General features: G+C 45.9%; 21 protein-coding genes and 1 riboswitch. Of the genes, 20 read left to right on the forward strand and 1 reads right to left on the reverse strand.

Annotated elements, in window-relative coordinates:
• Positions 1 to 196: 196 nt before the first annotated feature.
• The 20 genes from M654_RS04780 to sufB all read left to right on the forward strand — a co-directional run bounded on the left by M654_RS04780 (position 197) and on the right by sufB (position 18,273).
• Positions 197 to 2,587, forward strand: a complete 2,391-nt coding sequence (locus M654_RS04780; RefSeq protein WP_026588688.1) for a 3-hydroxyacyl-CoA dehydrogenase/enoyl-CoA hydratase family protein — start codon at positions 197 to 199, stop codon at positions 2,585 to 2,587.
• Positions 2,588 to 2,598: 11 nt separating this feature from the next.
• Complete coding sequence (locus M654_RS04785) at positions 2,599 to 3,774, forward strand: acetyl-CoA C-acetyltransferase (protein WP_026588687.1); 1,176 nt, start codon at positions 2,599 to 2,601, stop codon at positions 3,772 to 3,774.
• A gap of 19 nt (positions 3,775 to 3,793) precedes the next feature.
• The gene (locus M654_RS04790) at positions 3,794 to 5,578 is read left to right on the forward strand and encodes an acyl-CoA dehydrogenase family protein (RefSeq protein WP_026588686.1); all 1,785 of its coding nucleotides are present in this window, start codon (positions 3,794 to 3,796) and stop codon (positions 5,576 to 5,578) included.
• 124 nt (positions 5,579 to 5,702) lie between these two features.
• Complete coding sequence (locus M654_RS04795; protein WP_026588685.1) at positions 5,703 to 6,059, forward strand: arsenate reductase family protein; 357 nt, start codon at positions 5,703 to 5,705, stop codon at positions 6,057 to 6,059.
• Positions 6,060 to 6,120: 61 nt separating this feature from the next.
• Entirely contained in the window at positions 6,121 to 6,504 is a 384-nt protein-coding gene (gene gcvH, locus M654_RS04800; RefSeq protein ID WP_026588684.1) for a glycine cleavage system protein GcvH, read from the forward strand.
• Between the two features lie 58 nt (positions 6,505 to 6,562).
• Positions 6,563 to 6,799: a YusG family protein gene (locus tag M654_RS04805; RefSeq protein WP_026588683.1), complete on the forward strand. Its 237-nt coding sequence runs from the start codon at positions 6,563 to 6,565 to the stop codon at positions 6,797 to 6,799.
• Positions 6,800 to 6,866: 67 nt separating this feature from the next.
• The gene (locus M654_RS04810; protein WP_026588682.1) at positions 6,867 to 7,208 is read left to right on the forward strand and encodes a toprim domain-containing protein; all 342 of its coding nucleotides are present in this window, start codon (positions 6,867 to 6,869) and stop codon (positions 7,206 to 7,208) included.
• Positions 7,209 to 7,225: 17 nt separating this feature from the next.
• Positions 7,226 to 7,534 carry a thioredoxin family protein gene (locus M654_RS04815; RefSeq protein ID WP_026588681.1) on the forward strand — a complete coding sequence of 103 codons (309 nt, stop codon included), beginning with the start codon at positions 7,226 to 7,228 and terminating at the stop codon, positions 7,532 to 7,534.
• A gap of 120 nt (positions 7,535 to 7,654) precedes the next feature.
• Positions 7,655 to 8,002: an SCP2 sterol-binding domain-containing protein gene (locus M654_RS04820; RefSeq protein ID WP_026588680.1), complete on the forward strand. Its 348-nt coding sequence runs from the start codon at positions 7,655 to 7,657 to the stop codon at positions 8,000 to 8,002.
• Positions 8,003 to 8,204: 202 nt separating this feature from the next.
• Positions 8,205 to 8,312, forward strand: a riboswitch (SAM riboswitch).
• Between the two features lie 104 nt (positions 8,313 to 8,416).
• A complete protein-coding gene (gene metN, locus M654_RS04825) occupies positions 8,417 to 9,442 on the forward strand; it encodes a methionine ABC transporter ATP-binding protein MetN (RefSeq protein ID WP_026588679.1) in 1,026 nt (341 codons plus the stop codon).
• The gene (locus M654_RS04830; protein ID WP_026588678.1) at positions 9,435 to 10,103 is read left to right on the forward strand and encodes a methionine ABC transporter permease; all 669 of its coding nucleotides are present in this window, start codon (positions 9,435 to 9,437) and stop codon (positions 10,101 to 10,103) included. Before metN ends, M654_RS04830 begins: the two co-directional genes overlap by 8 nt.
• A gap of 13 nt (positions 10,104 to 10,116) precedes the next feature.
• Positions 10,117 to 10,947 (forward strand): methionine ABC transporter substrate-binding lipoprotein MetQ, encoded by an 831-nt coding sequence (gene metQ / locus M654_RS04835; protein ID WP_026588677.1) that lies wholly within the window; start codon positions 10,117 to 10,119, stop codon positions 10,945 to 10,947.
• 91 nt (positions 10,948 to 11,038) lie between these two features.
• Complete coding sequence (locus M654_RS04840; RefSeq protein WP_035428468.1) at positions 11,039 to 11,422, forward strand: carboxymuconolactone decarboxylase family protein; 384 nt, start codon at positions 11,039 to 11,041, stop codon at positions 11,420 to 11,422.
• A 190-nt stretch (positions 11,423 to 11,612) separates the two neighbouring features.
• Complete coding sequence (locus tag M654_RS23480; RefSeq protein ID WP_179115644.1) at positions 11,613 to 11,762, forward strand: YuzK family famiily protein; 150 nt, start codon at positions 11,613 to 11,615, stop codon at positions 11,760 to 11,762.
• A gap of 135 nt (positions 11,763 to 11,897) precedes the next feature.
• Positions 11,898 to 12,794 carry a cation diffusion facilitator family transporter gene (locus M654_RS04845; RefSeq protein WP_026588675.1) on the forward strand — a complete coding sequence of 299 codons (897 nt, stop codon included), beginning with the start codon at positions 11,898 to 11,900 and terminating at the stop codon, positions 12,792 to 12,794.
• 290 nt (positions 12,795 to 13,084) lie between these two features.
• On the forward strand, positions 13,085 to 13,870 hold the full coding sequence (gene sufC / locus M654_RS04850; protein WP_026588674.1) for a Fe-S cluster assembly ATPase SufC: 786 nt from the start codon (positions 13,085 to 13,087) through the stop codon (positions 13,868 to 13,870).
• 17 nt (positions 13,871 to 13,887) lie between these two features.
• Entirely contained in the window at positions 13,888 to 15,201 is a 1,314-nt protein-coding gene (sufD, locus tag M654_RS04855) for a Fe-S cluster assembly protein SufD (RefSeq protein ID WP_026588673.1), read from the forward strand.
• The gene (gene sufS, locus M654_RS04860; protein WP_026588672.1) at positions 15,201 to 16,421 is read left to right on the forward strand and encodes a cysteine desulfurase SufS; all 1,221 of its coding nucleotides are present in this window, start codon (positions 15,201 to 15,203) and stop codon (positions 16,419 to 16,421) included. The genes sufD and sufS overlap by 1 nt, the downstream gene beginning before the upstream one ends.
• Positions 16,411 to 16,857 (forward strand): Fe-S cluster assembly sulfur transfer protein SufU, encoded by a 447-nt coding sequence (gene sufU, locus M654_RS04865; protein WP_026588671.1) that lies wholly within the window; start codon positions 16,411 to 16,413, stop codon positions 16,855 to 16,857. Before sufS ends, sufU begins: the two co-directional genes overlap by 11 nt.
• An 18-nt stretch (positions 16,858 to 16,875) precedes the next feature.
• Positions 16,876 to 18,273, forward strand: a complete 1,398-nt coding sequence (gene sufB, locus M654_RS04870) for a Fe-S cluster assembly protein SufB (protein WP_026588670.1) — start codon at positions 16,876 to 16,878, stop codon at positions 18,271 to 18,273.
• A gap of 333 nt (positions 18,274 to 18,606) precedes the next feature.
• On the opposite strand, the gene M654_RS04875 is transcribed toward sufB, so the two are convergent.
• Positions 18,607 to 19,083, reverse strand: a complete 477-nt coding sequence (locus M654_RS04875) for a hypothetical protein (RefSeq protein ID WP_026588669.1) — start codon at positions 19,081 to 19,083, stop codon at positions 18,607 to 18,609.
• Positions 19,084 to 19,270 lie beyond the last annotated feature (187 nt).

Here is a 19,270-nt window from a genome sequence, read left to right on the forward strand (position 1 = left end):
CAATTTGTCCCAAAAGCCGCGAAACATGTAGAGCGAGATGAGGGAGAAGCGCTTCAGGCTCATAAAAAAATTTCTGAAATTTGCGTCAAGGCTATTGAACTCATTTCCAAAATCTTTTAAGATGAAAGAAGACAGGAGTTTATTTTTTTGGAGTAAAAATGAATGAGTATTCATTCAAAGTAGGGGAGGATCATTCATGGTCAAGCATATTCGTAAAGCCGCTGTTTTAGGATCGGGAGTCATGGGATCTGGCATTGCGGCTCATCTAGCCAATATCGGCATTCCCGTTTTGATGCTCGATATGGTTCCGCGCGAGCTGACGGAAGAAGAAAAGAAAAAAGGCCGCACACTCGAGGATCCCGATGTCCGCAACCGGCTTGCACAGTCAGCCGTACAAAAGCTGTTGAAACAAAAGCCGGCTCCGCTGACATCGAAAAAAAACATCAGCTATATCAGCACAGGGAACATGGAGGACGATTTTGAAAAAATAAAGGATGCCGATTGGATCATTGAAGTTGTAGTCGAAAATTTGGACATCAAAAAGCAAGTGTTTGCGAAGGTCGATCAGTACAGAAACAAAGGAAGCATCGTCAGCAGCAACACGTCGGGCATCTCTGTCAGACAAATGGCAGAAGGGAGATCAGCTGATTTCAAAAAAAACTTTTTGGGCACCCATTTTTTCAATCCGGCCCGTTATTTAAAGCTGCTTGAAGTCATTCCGATCGAAGAAACGGACCCTGAAGTGCTGGCCTTTATGAAAAAATTCGGCGAGGATGTGCTCGGCAAAGGGGTGGTTGAAGCGAAAGACACGCCAAACTTTATTGCCAACCGCATCGGAACTTACGGTCTGCTCGTGACCGTTCAGGAAATGCTGAAAGGCGGATATTCGATAGGTGAAGTCGATTCGATTACAGGCCCCTTGATCGGACGCCCGAAAAGCGCGACCTTTAGAACGCTTGATGTCGTCGGCCTTGACACTTTTTCACATGTTGCCAAAAATGTCTATGACCAAGTGGACGGAGATGAAAAAGCCGTTTTCCGTCTGCCTGAATTTATCGGGAAGATGCTTGAAAAAGGCTGGATTGGAAGTAAAGCAAAACAAGGCTTTTATAAAAAAGAAGGAAAAGACATTTTTGAACTTGATCCGATGACGATGACATACAGCGAGCGAAAAAAATTAAAAACCCCGGGGCTTGAAGCAGCCAAGCAGATCAAAGGCTATGGAGCAAGAATGAAAGCGCTTGTTTATTCGGATGACCGGGCGGGAAAGCTGCTTTGGAATACGACTGCGCCTGTCCTCGTTTATTCCGCGGAACTGGCAGGGGAAATCGCCGACAGCATCACCGCCGTCGATCAGGCGATGAAATGGGGTTTCGGCTGGTCGGAAGGACCGTTTGAAATATGGGACAGCATCGGTGTAAAGGCTTCGGTTGAAAAGCTTGAAGCCGGCGGCTGGAAGGTTCCTGACTGGATCAAAGACATGCTCGGAAAAGGGCATGAGACGTTTTACCTTAAAGAAAACGGAAAAACGTTTTTCTATTGTTTCAAAAGCGGTGAATACCGGGCGCTTCAAGAAAACAAGAAAAATATTCATCTATCAACAATCAAAGAAACAAAAGGTGTCATCAAGAAAAACAGCGGTGCGAGTTTAATTGATTTGGGCGATGATGTTGCCCTGCTGGAATTTCACTCGAAAAGCAATGCGATCGGCTTTGACATCATCAAAATGCTGAATGATGCGCTTGAAGAAGTCGATCTGAACTTTAAAGGACTTGTGATCGGCAATCAGGCCAAAAATTTCTGCGTCGGCGCCAATCTGGCGATGATGCTCATGGAAGCCCAGGATGACAACTATATGGAAATTGACATGATCATCCGTCAGTTCCAGCAGACGATGATGAAGGTGAAATACAGTTCCAAGCCTGTCGTCGCTGCGCCGTTCGGCATGACACTCGGAGGGGGAACAGAGCTGTGCCTCCCTGCCGCCCGTGTGCAAGCCTCGAGCGAAGCTTATATGGGCCTTGTTGAAACAGGCGTCGGTCTGATTCCGGGAGGCGGCGGTAATAAAGAACTTTATTTGAATCATTTAAAAGGGCTGCCGGAAGGTGTCGAGCGTGATCTGCAGCAGGCGGCAAACAAGACATTTGAGACGATTGCCCTTGCAAAAACATCGACATCGGCCCATGAAGCGAAGGAATTGAATATATTAACCGCTCACGATCAAGTCAGCATGAATCAGGACCATCTGTTGTATGATGCCAAATCGCTCGTGTTGACGCTTCATGAAAACGGCTACCGCCCGCCGGTGAAAGAAAAGGTTCCGGTTGTCGGCGAAACCGGCTATGCGGCGCTCCTTCTCGGGGCCGAAGCGTTGAAATTGTCCGGCGCCATTTCTGAACATGATCTGAAAATCGCGAAAAAGCTGGCGTTTGTCATTGCCGGCGGCAGGGTCGCATACGGCGCAGAAGTAACGGAGGAATATCTGCTCAATTTGGAAAGGGAAGCTTTTCTGAGCCTTGTCAGTGAACCAAAATCCCAGGCGAGAATGCAGCATATGCTTGTCAAAGGCAAACCTTTGCGTAATTAGGAGGGAAAAACATGAAAGAGGCAGTCATAGTGTCGGGTGCGAGAACCCCGGTCGGAAAAGCAAAAAAAGGCTCATTGCGGACGGTCCGCCCTGATGACCTGGGCGCGTGTGCAGTGAAAGAAACATTGAAAAGAGCGGGCGGCTACGAAGGCAATATCGATGATTTGATCATCGGCTGCGCCACACCGGAAGCCGAACAAGGCTTGAACATGGCCCGGAACATCGGCGCGCTTGCCGGTCTCCCCCACACGGTTCCGGCCGTGACGATCAACAGATACTGTTCATCAGGCCTTCAGTCGATTGCATACGGCGCCGAGAAAATTATGCTTGGTGCGGCGGATACGATCATTGCCGGAGGAGCTGAATCGATGAGCATCGTCCCGATGATGGGGCATATCGTCAGACCGAATGCGGCGCTGGCGGAAACGGCTCCCGAATATTATATGGGGATGGGCCACACGGCCGAACAGGTCGCTGTTAAGTACGGTGTTTCAAGGGAAGATCAGGATGCCTTCGCTGTCCGCAGTCATCAAAATGCAGCCAAGGCGATTGCCGAAGGCAAATTTGCCGATGAAATCGTCCCTGTAGAGGTCACCGTCAGGGAAGTGGATGAAAACCATCAATTGCAGGAACAGACGTTTAATTTCGCATGTGATGAAGGCGTTCGAGCGGGGACCACAAAAGAAGTCCTCTCCACTTTGAAACCGGCGTTTTCCGCAAACGGATCGGTCACCGCCGGAAATTCGTCGCAAACGAGCGACGGTGCCGCGGCGGTCATGATCATGGACAGGGAAAAAGCGGATGCGCTCGGACTCGCTCCGCTGGCAAAGTTCCGCTCCTTTGCGGTCGGCGGTGTTCCGCCGGAAGTCATGGGCATCGGCCCTGTTGAAGCAGTGCCGAGGGCGCTGAAGATGGCCGGGCTGGATCTGTCGGACATCGGTTTATTCGAATTAAATGAAGCATTCGCCTCACAGGCGATTCAAGTCATCAGATCGCTCGGCATCGATGAAGAAAAAGTCAATGTCAACGGAGGAGCGATCGCGCTCGGGCATCCGCTCGGCTGTACGGGAACAAAGCTGACCTTGACGCTGATACACGAAATGCGGCGGCGAAACGAGCAGTTCGGCGTTGTGACGATGTGCATCGGCGGCGGCATGGGGGCTGCAGGAGTATTCGAGTTAGTTTAAAAACAAAGGGGATGGGATCATGGAGCAAACAAAAGACCATATGAAAAAAGGCGGCGCCTTTCTGATAGAAGAAGTGACAGCGGATCAGATGTTCACACCGGAGGATTTCACAGATGAACATAAAATGATCGCCAAAACGACGGAAGACTACATTATTGGTGATGTGCTGCCTTTTGTTGACGAGATTGAGGAACATCATTTCGACCACTCGGTCAGGTTGTTGAAAAAAGCCGGGGAACTCGGCCTCCTCGGCGCTGATGTCCCGGAGGCGTTCGGCGGGCTGGGTCTTGATAAAATCAGCTCGGCGTTAATCACCGAAAAATTCTCGAGAGCGGGCAGTTTTTCCTTATCATACGGCGCCCATGTCGGGATCGGAACACTGCCGATCGTGTTTTTCGGAACAGAGGAGCAAAAGCAAAAGTATCTGCCGTCGCTCGCTACAGGCGAGAAATTTGCCGCATATGCATTGACAGAGCCGGGATCAGGGTCCGATGCGCTCGGGGCGAAAACAACAGCCGTCCTGAATGAAGCGGGGACACACTATATTTTAAACGGCGAAAAACAGTGGATTACAAACTCGGCCTTTGCTGATGTCTTTATCGTATATGCGAAAATTGACGGCGAACATTTTTCCGCTTTCATTGTTGAAAAGGACTATCCGGGTGTGTCAACAGGGCCGGAAGAGAAAAAAATGGGGATCAAAGGCTCATCGACCCGCACGCTTATTTTAGATCAGGTGCAGGTGCCGAAGGAAAATCTTTTAGGTGAAGCGGGCAAAGGGCATGTCATCGCCTTCAATATTTTAAATATCGGCCGCTATAAGCTGGCCGTCGGAACGATCGGCGCATCTAAGCGGGTGATAGAGCTGTCAGCTGCATACGCCAACCAGCGTCAGCAATTTAAAACACCGCTTTCCAAATTCAGCCTGATCGGTGAAAAAATCGCCAATATGTCAGCCAAACTGTATGCGATGGAAAGCTCTGTTTACCGGACCGTCGGGCTTTTTGAAGACAAAATGGGCACATTGAGCGAAGAAGATCAAAAAGACGGGCGCCAGGTGGCCAAATCGATTGCCGAATATGCCATCGAATGTTCGTTAAATAAAGTTTTTGGATCGGAAACACTCGACTATATCGTTGATGAAGGCGTGCAGATCCACGGCGGCTACGGCTTCATGCAGGAATACGAAGTGGAACGGGCCTACCGCGATTCGCGGATTAACCGGATCTTTGAAGGAACAAATGAAATCAACCGCCTCATCGTCCCGGGCACCTATTTGAAAAAAGCCATGAAAGGGGAACTGCCGCTCTTTGAAAAAGCCAAAGCCCTTCAGGAAGAGCTGATGATGCTTATGCCTGAAGAACCGGGAGACGGCGTCCTCGAACAGGAAAAGTATCTGCTGCAAAACGCCAAAAAGATCGCGCTGATGATCGCAGGGCTTGCTGCACAAAAATATGGAAAAGCGATCGATCGCGAACAGGAGATTCTCGTGAATATCGCTGACATCGTCAGCCAGGTTTACGCGATGGAGTCAGCCGTTTTGCGAACAGAAAAAGCCATCACGGCGCTCGGCGAAGAAAAAAATGCCCAGAAAATCCTCTACACGCAAATTTTCACACAGGAAGCGTTTCAGGAGATTGAAAGCCATGCCAAGGAATCATTAATCGCCATGGAATCCGGCGATTCGCTGCGGATGATGCTCTCCGCCCTCCGCAAGCTGACACGCTTTACACCTGTCAATGTCATTGAGAAAAAACGCGAAGCCGCCAAGGCCGTCTTCGAAGCGGAAAAATTTATTGTGTAAATCCAAAAGCCCCGTTCTTTTCGAGCGGGGCTTCTAAGCTGAACAAAGGACTGCAAACAACGGTTTGGGCTTTTAAAAAGATCTGTGTTAAAATAACCTCGGATAAATCGAGAGGGGTGAGTGCATGGCTTTAGATTTTTATTGGTACCCGAAATGCGGGACATGCCGAAAAGCGAAAAAGTGGCTCGAAGATCACGGCAAAGAAATCAATGGGATACATATCGCAGAACATCCGCCAAGCAAGGAAAAGCTGAAAGAGCTTTATGAAAAAAGCGGACTTGAATTGAAAAAGTTTTTCAACACAAGCGGTCAAAAATACCGGGAACTCGGCTTGAAAGACAAGCTGCAAAACATGTCTGAGGATGAGCAGCTTGAATTGCTTGCTTCCGACGGGATGCTGATCAAACGTCCGATTACGACAGACGGCCGGAAGGTAACAGTCGGTTTTAAGGAAGATCAGTTTAAGACATACTGGTTATAATGCATCAAGATGTGATATCTTCAATGTAGGACGATTTAAAACACTTTATGGAGGGGTAGCCATGAGCACACCAAAAGAACTGCGTTATTCTGAAGAACACGAGTGGGTCAAAACCGAAGACGGCAAAGTCAGAATCGGAATTACTGATTTTGCGCAATCTGAGCTGGGGGACATCGTTTTTGTCGAGCTGCCGGAAGTCGGAGACGAAATCAAAGCGGACGAGCCATTTGGAAGCGTTGAATCTGTTAAAACCGTTTCAGAATTGTACGCCCCGATCAACGGGAAAGTGGTTGAAGTGAATGGGGAACTCGAAGACAGCCCTGAGTTTGTCAATGAATCACCGTATGAAAAAGCGTGGATGATCGTCGTTGAACCGTCTGACGCATCAGAAATCGACAGCTTGATGACTGCCGAACAATATGATGAAATGATCAAAGAAGACTAAAACTTTAGGATAGCAGCCTCTCATTTGGACACGCTATAGCATAGAGGGGGTGTCCAAATTGACGCTGAAAAAAGAGCGTATTGATATTACAGAGCATGTGAAAGGCCATTTTAAAGACGGCGGCATGCATCTGTACCATGAAAACGAACCGATCGGCCGGATGACCGGTATGGATCAATACGAGCTGAAATCTGGATATATATTCCAAGATCAAAAATTTTACAAAATGGCTGATACGATAAGCAAACCGGATGCAAAATATGTGGACTGTGATGACCAGCAAGGCTGGTGTTAAAGGCCGGGCGGTGAATACTCACTGCCTTTTTTTATGAAAATCTATTTTTCTCTCAAAGGTGATCCATATGCCGGAAAACGAAAAAGTCATGATCGTCGAAGGAAAGTCCGATAAACTGAAAGTCAAACATGTCGTTGAAGAACCCATTGACATTATTTGCACAAACGGAACGATCAGCCAGACAAAGCTCGATGAATTCGCCGAGAACCTGTATGATAAAGACGTTTACATACTGGTTGATGCCGATGAATCCGGGGAAAAGCTGCGCCGGCAGCTCAAAAGGGAACTGCCCGAAGCGTCCCATTTATACATTGACAAAGTCTATAAAGAAGTCGCTGCAGCCCCGAGCCGCCATGTAGCGGAGATCCTGTTCCGGTCAAACATACGAGTGCATAGCAAATTTTTATGATGAGGTGTGTAAAACCTATGCAGGAACTTCAGGAACAAGAATTAAAACAGCTTGAGCAGAAGACATGTGTCCTCTATTTATACACGCCGTTTTGCGGAACGTGCCAGCTGGCTGGAAAAATGCTGGAGGTTGTTGACGAAATGCTCGCCGACATCCCTTTCTATAAAAACAATCTCAATTATTCCCCGTCATTCGCCAAACAGCATGAGATTGAAAGTGTGCCGTGTTTTATTCTTTATCAAAACGGACGGATCGTCAAAAAAGGGTATGCGTTTCATTCCGTTTCCTATTTATATGAGACAATTAAACAAAATGCTGTTGATTAAGGGTATTTTTGACATATTTCTCGGGAAATAACCCGCAAAAACTTGTCGAGCAATTCATAAAGGACTCCCGCTGTATACAGAGAATCTGTAAGTATGACCAATTTACAGGAGGTTATACAGTTGGAGAAAACAGGATTGATAGAAAGAGAGGATCGGTCTCTTTTTTTAAAACCTCTATTATCCACAACAGCTTTGCTGATTACATTTCAAGGAGAAAAAGAAGCTTTTACGTTAGCGATCAACGAACAGGGGGAAATGGAAAAATCTACTCCTGTGGAAAAAGCTCACTTGACTTTTTTTGGAGAGCAAAGCGAGATTATCGACCTTCTTCATGGAGATATTTCCCTGCAGCAGCTCGTACAGCGCGGCACCGTCAAGGTTAAAGGCTCCTTCAGAGCTTTATTGAAGCTCGAAGCGATTTTATGGCTGACAGACGGTTTCTTCAAAAACAGCGACCTTCAATTATAAACTTTCCAAATGTTGAAAATTAGACACTTTCACCGTGTTAAGGCAGACAAGGGGGGAGGCGGACGTTCAGCACGCCTCTTTTATCTGTTCATCAGATCGGATAGGCCGTTTGTCTTACGAAAAGTAGTTGACAACTATTTTTTTGCGTGATATTCTACTGTAAGAATTCCGATCATAATAATCAAAAAATAAATATATGTTTCTCTTATCCAGAGAGGTGGAGGGAAGTGCCCTATGAAACCCGGCAACCATCAACAGATGTTGAAATGGTGCCAATTCACACGAAGCGTTAAGCTTTGAAAGATGAGAGAAAGGCCCAAGCTTTCAAAGCCTTTCTGCTCATGTGTGCAGAAAGGCTTTTTTTCATAATATGATTGGACCTCAAAGAATAGAGCAAGAAAGCAGGTGGTGGCTTTGATAAATCTTCAAGGTGTTTCAAAGGTTTATCAGTCAAAGCATGGAGATGTCAATGCCGTCCAGGATGTCACCCTTTCGATCAAAAAAGGTGAAATCTTCGGAATTATTGGATATAGCGGAGCCGGTAAAAGCTCCTTGATCCGTCTCTTGAACGGACTAGAACAGCCCACTTCAGGCACAGTTGAAGTAGCGGGCAGAACGATCAGCGAAATTAAAGGGAAAAAGCTGAGAGATGCGCGAAAAGAAATCAGCATGATCTTTCAGCACTTCAACCTTTTATGGTCAAGAACGGTGCGCGACAATATTGCGTTTCCGTTGGAGATCGCCGGCGTCAGCAAAGCAAAACGGCAGAAAAGAGTCGCTGAACTGATCAAGCTCGTCGGCCTTGAAGGGAAGGAAAACGCCTATCCTTCACAGCTGAGCGGCGGACAGAAGCAGCGCGTCGGGATCGCAAGGGCGCTCGCAAACAATCCGAAAGTTCTCCTTTGTGATGAAGCGACTTCAGCGCTTGATCCGCAGACGACTGACTCGATCCTGGGTCTTCTGTCTGATATCAATGAACGGCTCGGGTTGACGATTGTCCTGATCACACATGAAATGCATGTCATCCGGAAAATCTGTCACAGAGTCGCTGTCATGGAAAACGGCAGAGTTGTTGAAGAAGGCGACGTATTGGACGTCTTCAGAAAGCCGAAGGAAGACATGACCAAGCGCTTTGTCCAGCAGGTGACCGAACCGGAAGAAACGAAGGAAACTTTGAAGCATTTCCTTGAAGAAACGAAAACCGGGCGGACGATTAAGCTTACATTTGTCGGCGAAGCAGCCGAAACGCCGCTGATGACGCAGATCATCCGAACATTTGATGTTGAAGTCAACATTCTGCAAGGGAAAATTTCGCAGACGCAGGATGGTGCTTACGGTTCGCTGTTCATCCATGTTGACGGCGATTTGGATGAGGTCAATAAAGCGGTCGAATTCATCAAGAGCCGGCAGGTAGAAGCAGAGGTGATCACAAGTGTTTGAAAAACTGTTTCCGAATGTAGACATGGAGCAGCTGTGGAACGCGACATATGAAACGGTTTATATGACGGGGATTTCGCTTTTGTTTGCATTTATCATCGGCGTGCTTCTCGGTTTGCTTCTTTATTTAACTTCAAAAGGAAACATCTGGGAAAACAAACCGATTAATGCGGTAATCGGGGCTGTTGTCAATGTGTTCCGGTCGATTCCGTTTATTATTTTAATTATCATATTGCTCAGCTTTACGAAATTTATCATGGGAACGATTTTGGGTCCTAATGCGGCGCTGCCTTCATTAATCGTCGCATCGGCACCGTTTTATGCCCGCCTTGTGGAAATCGCCCTCCGCGAAGTCGATAAAGGTGTGATTGAAGCGGCGAAATCAATGGGTGCGAAAACATCGACAATCATTTTCAAAGTGCTGCTGCCTGAATCGATGCCGGCTTTGATTTCCGGTATTACTGTAACAGCGATTGCGCTGATCGGTTCCACAGCCATGGCCGGTGCGATCGGCTCCGGCGGACTCGGCAACCTTGCATATGTCGATGGATTTCAAATGAACAATAATGACATTATCGTCATTGCAACGATTTTTATTTTGGTTATCGTTTTTATCATCCAATTTATTGGGGATTTTATAACAAATAAACTAGACAAACGTTAGGGAGGATACGAAAGTGAAAAAAGGGTTATTAACGGCTTTACTTATCATTTTTGCCGGCGTACTTGCCGCATGCGGGTCATCGAACAGCGAAGGAGATAAAGACAGCAAAGTGATCACAGTCGGAGCGACGCCGACGCCGCACGCCGAAATTCTTGAAGAGGCAAAACCGCTGTTAAAAGAAAAAGGCTATGAGCTTAAAATCAAGAAATTCACCGATTACAAACTGATCAACAAAGCGCTCGCTTCAAAAGATCTTGATGCAAACTATTTCCAGCATGTTCCTTATCTTGAACAGGAAATGAAAGAAAACGAAGACTACGATTTAGTCAATGTCGGTGCAGTCCATCTTGAGCCATTCGGGATTTACTCTAAAAAGTATAAATCATTGAAAGATCTTCCTGACGGTGCGACGATCATCATGAGCAATAACGCCGCTGAACAGGGCCGCATGCTTTCAATGCTGGAAAATGCCGGTCTCATCAAGCTGAAATCAGGCATTAAAAAAGTGGACGCAACAGTGAAGGATATTACGGAAAACAAGAAAAACCTGAAAATCAAAAACAATGTTGCACCTGAAATGACGGCAAAAGCATATGACAGCAATGAAGCAGACGCCGTGTTCATCAACGTGAACTACGCGATCCAAAACAAGCTGAATCCGAAAAAAGATGCCATTGAGCTTGAGTCTCCAAAAGACAATCCTTACGCGAACATCATCGCTGTTCGCAAAGGTGACGAAGATTCTGCGAAAGTCAAAGCGCTGATTGAAGTGTTGCACTCTGACAAAATCAAAGATTTCATCGATAAAAAATATGAAGGCTCAGTCCTTCCTGTAACAGAATAAAAGTGAAACCCCGGTTTGTGAGCAAACCGGGGTTTTTTCTCGTATGTTGTGCATAAAGTTGTCCATAATAAAGAGAAAATCTACATATTAAATGGAGGAAATTCGCGTGAACCAGCATGAATCAGAAAGCATCATCGAATCCGCCCTGCACGAATATAAAGCGGGAATCGGCATCTTCTCAGAAAAAATGCCGGGCATTGCCACAAAGTACAACGAGTTTACTCAAGAATGCTTTAAAAAGGGTGTCCTGAGCGAAAAAGAAAAGCAATTGATTGCACTCGGGATCAGCATCAACACCCAGGACGAATATTGTATCATCTATCACATCAAAGGCTGCCTTGACAGCGGAGCGAAGGAAGAAGAAATTCTTGAAGCCGTCGGGGTCTCCGCGGCATTTGGCGGGGGAGCGGCGATGAGCCAAGCCGTCACGCTCGTCTTGCAAGCTATGGAAGAATTCAAACAAATGAAACATTGACCGAGAAATTAAAAGAATGTTCCAGCTAGCGCCTGTGAAATGCCGGAAAATCGACAGAGGTCAGCACATTTAATGCGTACTCATCTTTGAAGAGTCTGTATATAATTGGTATCATGTAAGAAAATCTCTGAAAGGATGATTCATTATTTGTTCAAGCCAAGATCAGCTTGACCTTGAATTTACGGCGGAAATGGAAAAAGCGATGCACAGATCCCATGGCATGGGTTACGAGGAATACAGCAGAAGCCATGAAAATCGGCTTGAAGTCGAAAAAAGAAGGGAAAAGCAGCATCAAAAAAGCAAACAGATCATTTCAGACATGAAATGGATGAACGGATAAAGCAAAGCAAAAGGACGGAAGATATCCGTCCTTTTGTATGCCCGACGCTTGGATACAGGTTGACCTGAATAAAGACAGAAGATAAAATTATAATATGAACATATGATCATATTCAGAGGAAAGGAGTTTTGAAATATGAGCCATTCCCACCATCATCATCATACTCATCAAGCCAGCAAAAAAGCGCTTCTTTTCAGCTTCATCCTCATCTTTCTCTTTATGGCGGTTGAAGTCGTCGGCGGGATTTTGACAAACAGCCTCGCCCTTTTATCTGATGCCGGACATATGCTAAGTGACGCTGCAGCCCTTGGCTTAAGCCTCATCGCTGTTATATTTGGAGCAAAGACGGCAAATGAAAACAAAACCTACGGCTATAAGCGCTTTGAAATTTTGGCCGCTTGTTTAAATGGCATCACACTGCTTGTGATTTCACTTTATATTTTTTGGGAAGCGTTCCATCGCTTTTTCAATCCGCCGGAAGTCGAAAGCGCCGGCATGCTTGGGATCGCTTTTCTCGGACTGCTTGTCAACATTGCCGCGGCCTGGCTTTTAATGCGGGGAGACACAGGCGAAAATTTAAATGTCAAAAGCGCATTTCTGCACGTCATCGGTGATATGCTGGGCTCTGTCGGTGCGATCATCGCCGGTTTCTTGATGCTGTTTTTCGATTGGAATGCCGCCGATCCGATTGCAAGCGTTCTTGTCGCCATCCTGGTGCTTGTCAGCGGCTGGCGCATCACAAAGGATGCTGTTCATGTTTTAATGGAAGGAAAACCGAAGCATATCGATATGGAATTGCTCCGGAAAGGGGTGCTGTCGATTCCGTCTGTCAAGGATGTTCACGATCTTCATATTTGGTCGATCACTTCCGACTTTCCATCCTTAAGCTGTCATGTGACAGTCGCAGATAACAGTGACAGGGATAGAATCCTGCAACAAGTATCAGAATATCTAAGGAAAGAATTTAATTTGAAGCATGTCACCATCCAGATAGAAGGTGAAAAGCATTCCCATCATGATTCATGCAATTGAGAACGAGCTCCCTTCAGTGTGAAAAATCCGCCTCCTCTTAAAGCACACTCCCCGAGAACAGATCTTCGAATGCGAGGCAAATGTAAATAATCGTTTTTACTGGATGGTTATGGACGAAGGAAGTTTCTTACGGCAATCACTTTAAGAAAAAAACGATTTTTGTTACACTTGAAAACATGTACACACGAAAAAGATCTTAAAGACTTTTGTTGTATTCAATTTTCATTTGTTATAAAATTAGAATGAGAATAAATTGAGAATAATGATTATCTATATTGGAGGTATATTTCATGGCTGCTTCGACATTAACAATCAAAGATCTTCACGTTGAGATTGAAGGGAAAGAGATTTTAAAAGGTGTAAACCTTGAAATAAAAGGCGGGGAATTCCACGCTGTCATGGGACCTAACGGAACGGGTAAATCGACTTTATCCGCGGCGATCATGGGACACCCTAAATATGAAGTAACAAAAGGCAGCATTTTGCTTGACGGCAAAGATGTTCTGGAAATGGAAGTGGATGAACGCGCGCAAGCCGGCCTGTTCCTGGCCATGCAATATCCGAGTGAAATCAGCGGCGTCACGAATGCCGACTTCCTCCGCTCTGCAATCAATGCACGCAGAGAAGAGGGCGATGAGATTTCGTTAATGAAATTCATCCGCAAAATGGATGAAAATATGGAATTTCTTGAAATGGACCCTGACATGGCGCAGCGCTATTTAAATGAAGGATTTTCAGGCGGGGAGAAAAAGCGCAATGAAATCCTGCAGCTGATGATGATTGAACCGAAGATCGCCATCCTTGATGAGATCGATTCCGGTTTGGATATCGACGCCCTGAAAGTCGTCTCAAAAGGCATCAACAAAATGCGCGGCGAAGACTTCGGCTGCCTGATCATCACGCACTATCAGCGCCTGTTGAACTACATCACGCCTGACCATGTGCACGTTATGATGCAAGGCCGCGTTGTGAAATCAGGCGGACCTGAGCTTGCACAGCGTCTTGAAGCTGAAGGATATGACTGGATTAAGCACGAGCTGGGAATCGAAGACGAAACTGTCGGTCAAGAAGCGTAAGCGTTAGGGGGATAAACATGACATTGGAAACAAAACTATCTGTAGATCGGGAATATGTCAAAAGCTTCTCTGAGAAGCATCAGGAACCGGCCTGGCTGCAAGACCTACGCTTAGAAGCGCTTGAAAAAGCAGAAGATCTGCCTCTGCCACGGCCTGATAAAACAAAAATCACAAATTGGAATTTCACACAGTTTGATAAACATACTGTAGAAAATAAACCGCTTGAATCTTTGAATGATCTTTCAGATGAAGTCAAATCGTTGATCGATCTCGGGAATGAAGACAAGACACTTTACATCCAAAGAGATCAGACACCGGCTTACCTGTCTCTTTCTCAAGAGCTGCAGGATCAAGGCGTGATCTTCACAGATATTCATACGGCATTTCGCGAACACGGCGATCTCGTCAAAAAATACTTTATGACGGACGGCGTAAAAGTCAATGAGCATAAATTAACTGCATTACATGCAGCGCTGCTGAACGGCGGAGCATTCCTTTACGTTCCGAAAAACGTCGAGCTGAAAGCGCCGGTGCAGGCGGTGTATGTCCATGAAAGCAACGATACAACGCTTTTCAACCATGTACTCGTCGTCGCAGATGACAACAGTGCGGTCACATATGTAGAAAACTACATCAGCACGGTCAACCCTAAAAAAGCGGTATTTAACATCGTGTCAGAAGTGATCACAGGTGCGAATGCCCGCGTTCAATACGGAGCGGTGGACAATCTTTCCGCAGGGGTAACGGCATATGTCAGCCGCCGCGGAACAGCGCTCGGACGCGACAGCAAAATCGAATGGGCGCTCGGTTTGATGAATGATGGAGACACCATTTCTGAAAACACGACAAATCTTCACGGAGACGGCACTTTTGGCGATACAAAAACGGTTGTCGTCGGCAGAGGAGAACAAACCGAGAACTTTACAACACAGATCATTCACCACGGCAAGCACTCGGAAGGCTACATTTTAAAACACGGCGTCATGAAAGATTCCGCATCCTCGATCTTTAACGGCATCGGAAAAATCGAACACGGCGCATCAAAATCAAATGCCGAACAGGAGTCACGCGTGCTGATGCTCAGCGAAAAAGCGCGCGGAGACGCGAATCCGATTCTTTTAATCGATGAAGATGACGTTACAGCGGGCCACGCCGCATCTGTCGGCCGCGTCGATCCGGTTCAGCTCTACTACTTGATGAGCCGCGGAATTCCGAAAGAAGAAGCAGAACGTCTTGTCATTTACGGCTTCCTGGCACCGGTGGTCAATGAGCTTCCGATCGAAGGCGTGAAAAAACAGCTCGTCTCTGTAATCGAAAGGAAAGTAAAATAATGAATGTCAAAGATATTCGCGAACAGTTTCCGATTCTCGACCAACAAGTCAACGGACACGATCTTGTGTATTTAGACAGCGCGGCTACATCGCAAAAGCCGCGTGTCGTCATCGACAAGCTTGACGAGTATTACAAATCCTACAATTCAAATGTCCATCGCGGCGTTCATACATTGGGAACGAAGGCGACTGATGGATACGAAGGGGCGCGCGAGAAGGTCAGGAAGTTTATCAACGCGAAATCGATGCAGGAAATTATCTTTACGCGGGGCACGACAACGGCGCTGAACACGGTCGCGCTCAGCTATGCCCGCGCCAACCTGAAGCCGGGTGATGAAGTCGTCATCACGCCGATGGAGCACCATGCGAATATCATTCCATGGCAGCAGGCGGTAAAAGCAAGCGGCGCTACATTGAAATACATTCCGTTACAGGAAGACGGCACCATTTCACTGGATGATGTCAGACAGACGGTGACAGCCAATACGAAAATCGTATCAGCCGCACATGTGTCAAATGTTCTCGGGTCGATGAATCCGATTAAAGAAATCGCCAAAATCGCCCATGACAACGGCGCGGTGATGGTGGTTGACGGGGCGCAGAGCACACCGCATATGAAGATCGATGTTCAGGATTTGGACTGCGACTTCTTTACTTTCTCAGCCCACAAAATGTGCGGCCCGACCGGGATCGGAGTATTGTATGGCAAAAAAGCGCTGCTTGAAAACATGGAACCCGCGGAATTCGGCGGAGAAATGATTGATTTTGTCGGTCTTTACGAATCAACCTGGAAGGAGCTGCCTTGGAAATTCGAAGCGGGGACACCGATTATTGCCGGTGCGATTGGATTGGGTGCAGCGATTGACTTCCTGGAAGACATCGGACTTGACGCCATTTCAGAACATGAACATCGTCTTGCTGCATATGCACTAAAACGTTTTGAAGAGCTTGAAGGCGCAACTGTATACGGACCGAAGCAGCGTGCAGGACTCGTGACATTCAACCTTGAAGACGTCCATCCTCACGATGTGGCAACCGTATTGGACGCAGAAGGCGTCGCTGTCAGAGCCGGACATCACTGCGCACAGCCTTTGATGAAATGGCTGAATGTTTCCGCTACTGCAAGAGCAAGCTTTTATCTGTATAATACAGAAGAAGACATCGATAAACTGATTGAAGCTCTTCAGAAGACAAAGGAGTATTTCACAAATGTCTTTTAATGTGAACTTGGATACACTGTATCGGCAGGTCATTATGGATCACTACAAAAATCCGAGAAATAAAGGGGTTTTAAATGACAGCATTGTCGTTGACATGAACAACCCGACATGCGGTGACCGGATCAGACTGACGATGAAGATTACGGACGAAAAGGTAGAAGACGCAAAATTTGAAGGTGAAGGCTGCTCCATTTCCATGGCGTCCGCTTCCATGATGACGCAGGCGATCAAAGGAAAAGACGTGGGGACCGCCCTTCAAATGTCACAGATCTTTTCGGATATGATGCAGGGCAAAGACTACGACGATTCGATCGATTTAGGCGATATCGAAGCCCTTCAAGGCGTTTCAAAGTTTCCAGCCCGGATTAAATGTGCGACACTTTCTTGGAAAGCCCTTGAAAAGGGTGTTGCCAAAGAAGACAGCGATAATGAATAAAGATTGGAGTGAAAATGGATGGCTAAAAAAATGCCGGATATCGGCGAATATAAATACGGTTTTGCCGACAAAGACGTTTCCATTTTCCGTTCAGAGCGGGGACTGACAAAAGAAATCGTAGAAGAAATTTCACGCATGAAAGAAGAGCCGGAGTGGATGCTCGAGTTTCGTCTGAAATCTCTTGAACATTTCTACAACATGCCAATGCCGCAATGGGGCGGAGATTTAAACGCATTGAATTTTGACGAAATTACGTACTATGTAAAACCATCTGAGCGTTCAGAAAGATCATGGGATGAAGTGCCGGAAGAAATCAAACAGACTTTTGACAAACTCGGAATCCCTGAAGCTGAGCAAAAATATTTGGCCGGTGTATCCGCGCAGTATGAATCAGAAGTCGTTTACCACAACATGAAGGAAGACCTTGAATCTCAAGGCATCATCTTTAAGGATACGGACAGCGCCCTCAAAGAAAATGAAGACATTTTCCGCGAGCATTGGGCAAAAGTCATTCCGCCGACTGACAACAAATTTGCGGCCCTGAACTCAGCCGTTTGGTCAGGCGGATCATTCATCTATGTACCAAAAGGCGTCAAAGTCGAGACACCGCTGCAGGCGTACTTCCGGATCAACTCTGAAAACATGGGTCAGTTTGAACGGACGCTGATCATCGTCGACGAAGGCGCGCACGTTCACTATGTAGAGGGATGTACAGCACCTGTTTACACAACAAACTCCCTTCACAGCGCAGTCGTTGAAATCATCGTCAAAAATGGCGGATACTGCCGCTATACGACGATTCAAAACTGGGCGAACAACGTCTTTAACCTTGTTACAAAACGCGCCGTTTGCGAAGCGAACGCGACAATGGAATGGATCGATGGAAACATCGGTTCCAAACTGACGATGAAATACCCTGCCGTCATCCTGAAAGGCGAAGGCGCTCGCGGTATGACGCTTTCTATCGCTCTTGCAGGAAAAGGACAGCATCAGGACGCAGGTGCGAAAATGATCCACCTGGCACCGAATACGTCATCTACGATCGTGTCAAAATCGATCTCAAAACAAGGCGGAAAAGTCACATACCGCGGAATCGTCCATTTCGGCCGCAAAGCTGAAGGCGCCCGCTCAAACATCGAATGTGACACGCTGATTATGGATAACAAATCAACATCAGATACGATTCCTTACAATGAAATCTTAAACGACAACATTTCATTGGAGCACGAAGCAAAAGTTTCCAAAGTATCTGAAGAACAGCTCTTCTACTTGATGAGCCGCGGCATTTCTGAAGAAGAAGCGACAGAAATGATCGTCATGGGCTTCATCGAGCCGTTCACAAAAGAACTGCCGATGGAATACGCGGTTGAAATGAACCGTTTGATCAAGTTCGAAATGGAAGGGTCAATCGGTTAACCTTTCATATCAAAGGGTGTGATCAGATTGAAATTGGATCACACCCTTAAAAATTTTATGCGTTTTATGTACCGCAGATATCATTCAAGTTGCCATTGTTTTTTAAGAGTGGACAAGAATGGATCTGCGGTTATTTTTTTTATTGATTAAGATGGTCTCACATCATTCATTTAAAACAACGATGATTAAACAAATGCGGTGATACTTCTTTACCTGAAATAATATAAAAAGGCTCCTCACATGTTGAGGGCCTTCTTATGATTCGTGAAATCTGAAATCCTTGCCGCACTGTGCATTTATCATATCAAAGCAGAACTTCTTCGAAACGTTATTTTATTTTTGATTATCTACACGAAAGACCGTTGTATAGTATGTATTGCCAACCAAAGCCTTGTCTCCCTTTGTAAATGTCACTTTTATTCTGCAGTTTCCATAGCCTTTTTTAAATACGCCTTTGTTTAGATATGTATAATCATTTATATCAAAAGAGCGGTGAGAGGGAGAGTTTTTGGAAACATAACCTGTTTTCACAAAGTTGAGAGTTGTCCATCCGTTTGCCCCATACATTTGAAATTTCATTTCCCAGTATGTTTTAGAGTACGTTCCATCTGATGGCACTTTTAGTGTAACATCTACGGTATCGGCTCTTTTTGTATAGCGATTAGCATCTGTATAAAAATCCACATTCCAATTATAATTGTGTCTTCCGCTTCTATCCATATCCGCTGCGGAAGCAATTCCTGCATGTGACGCCAAACCTGCTGCTAAAATCAGCAATAAAACAAATAATTGTAGAAACTTTTTAAACATATGTCATCCTCCAATATAATATAATAAGAACATTTTACCATAATATTTATATAATAACAAATTTTTATTTTGCTAGAATAGTTTGTCGCAACAGTTGTCTTTAAGGGAGATATTCGAACATAGGGAGCTTTATTGGCAGTTCCAGCCCATATCTGCAGGCATCAGCTATTTTCTTTTTCCTTAAAAT

Origin of the sequence: Bacillus sp. NSP9.1 (assembly GCF_000465465.2) — a bacterium.
Lineage (GTDB): Bacteria > Bacillota > Bacilli > Bacillales > Bacillaceae > Bacillus > Bacillus sonorensis_A.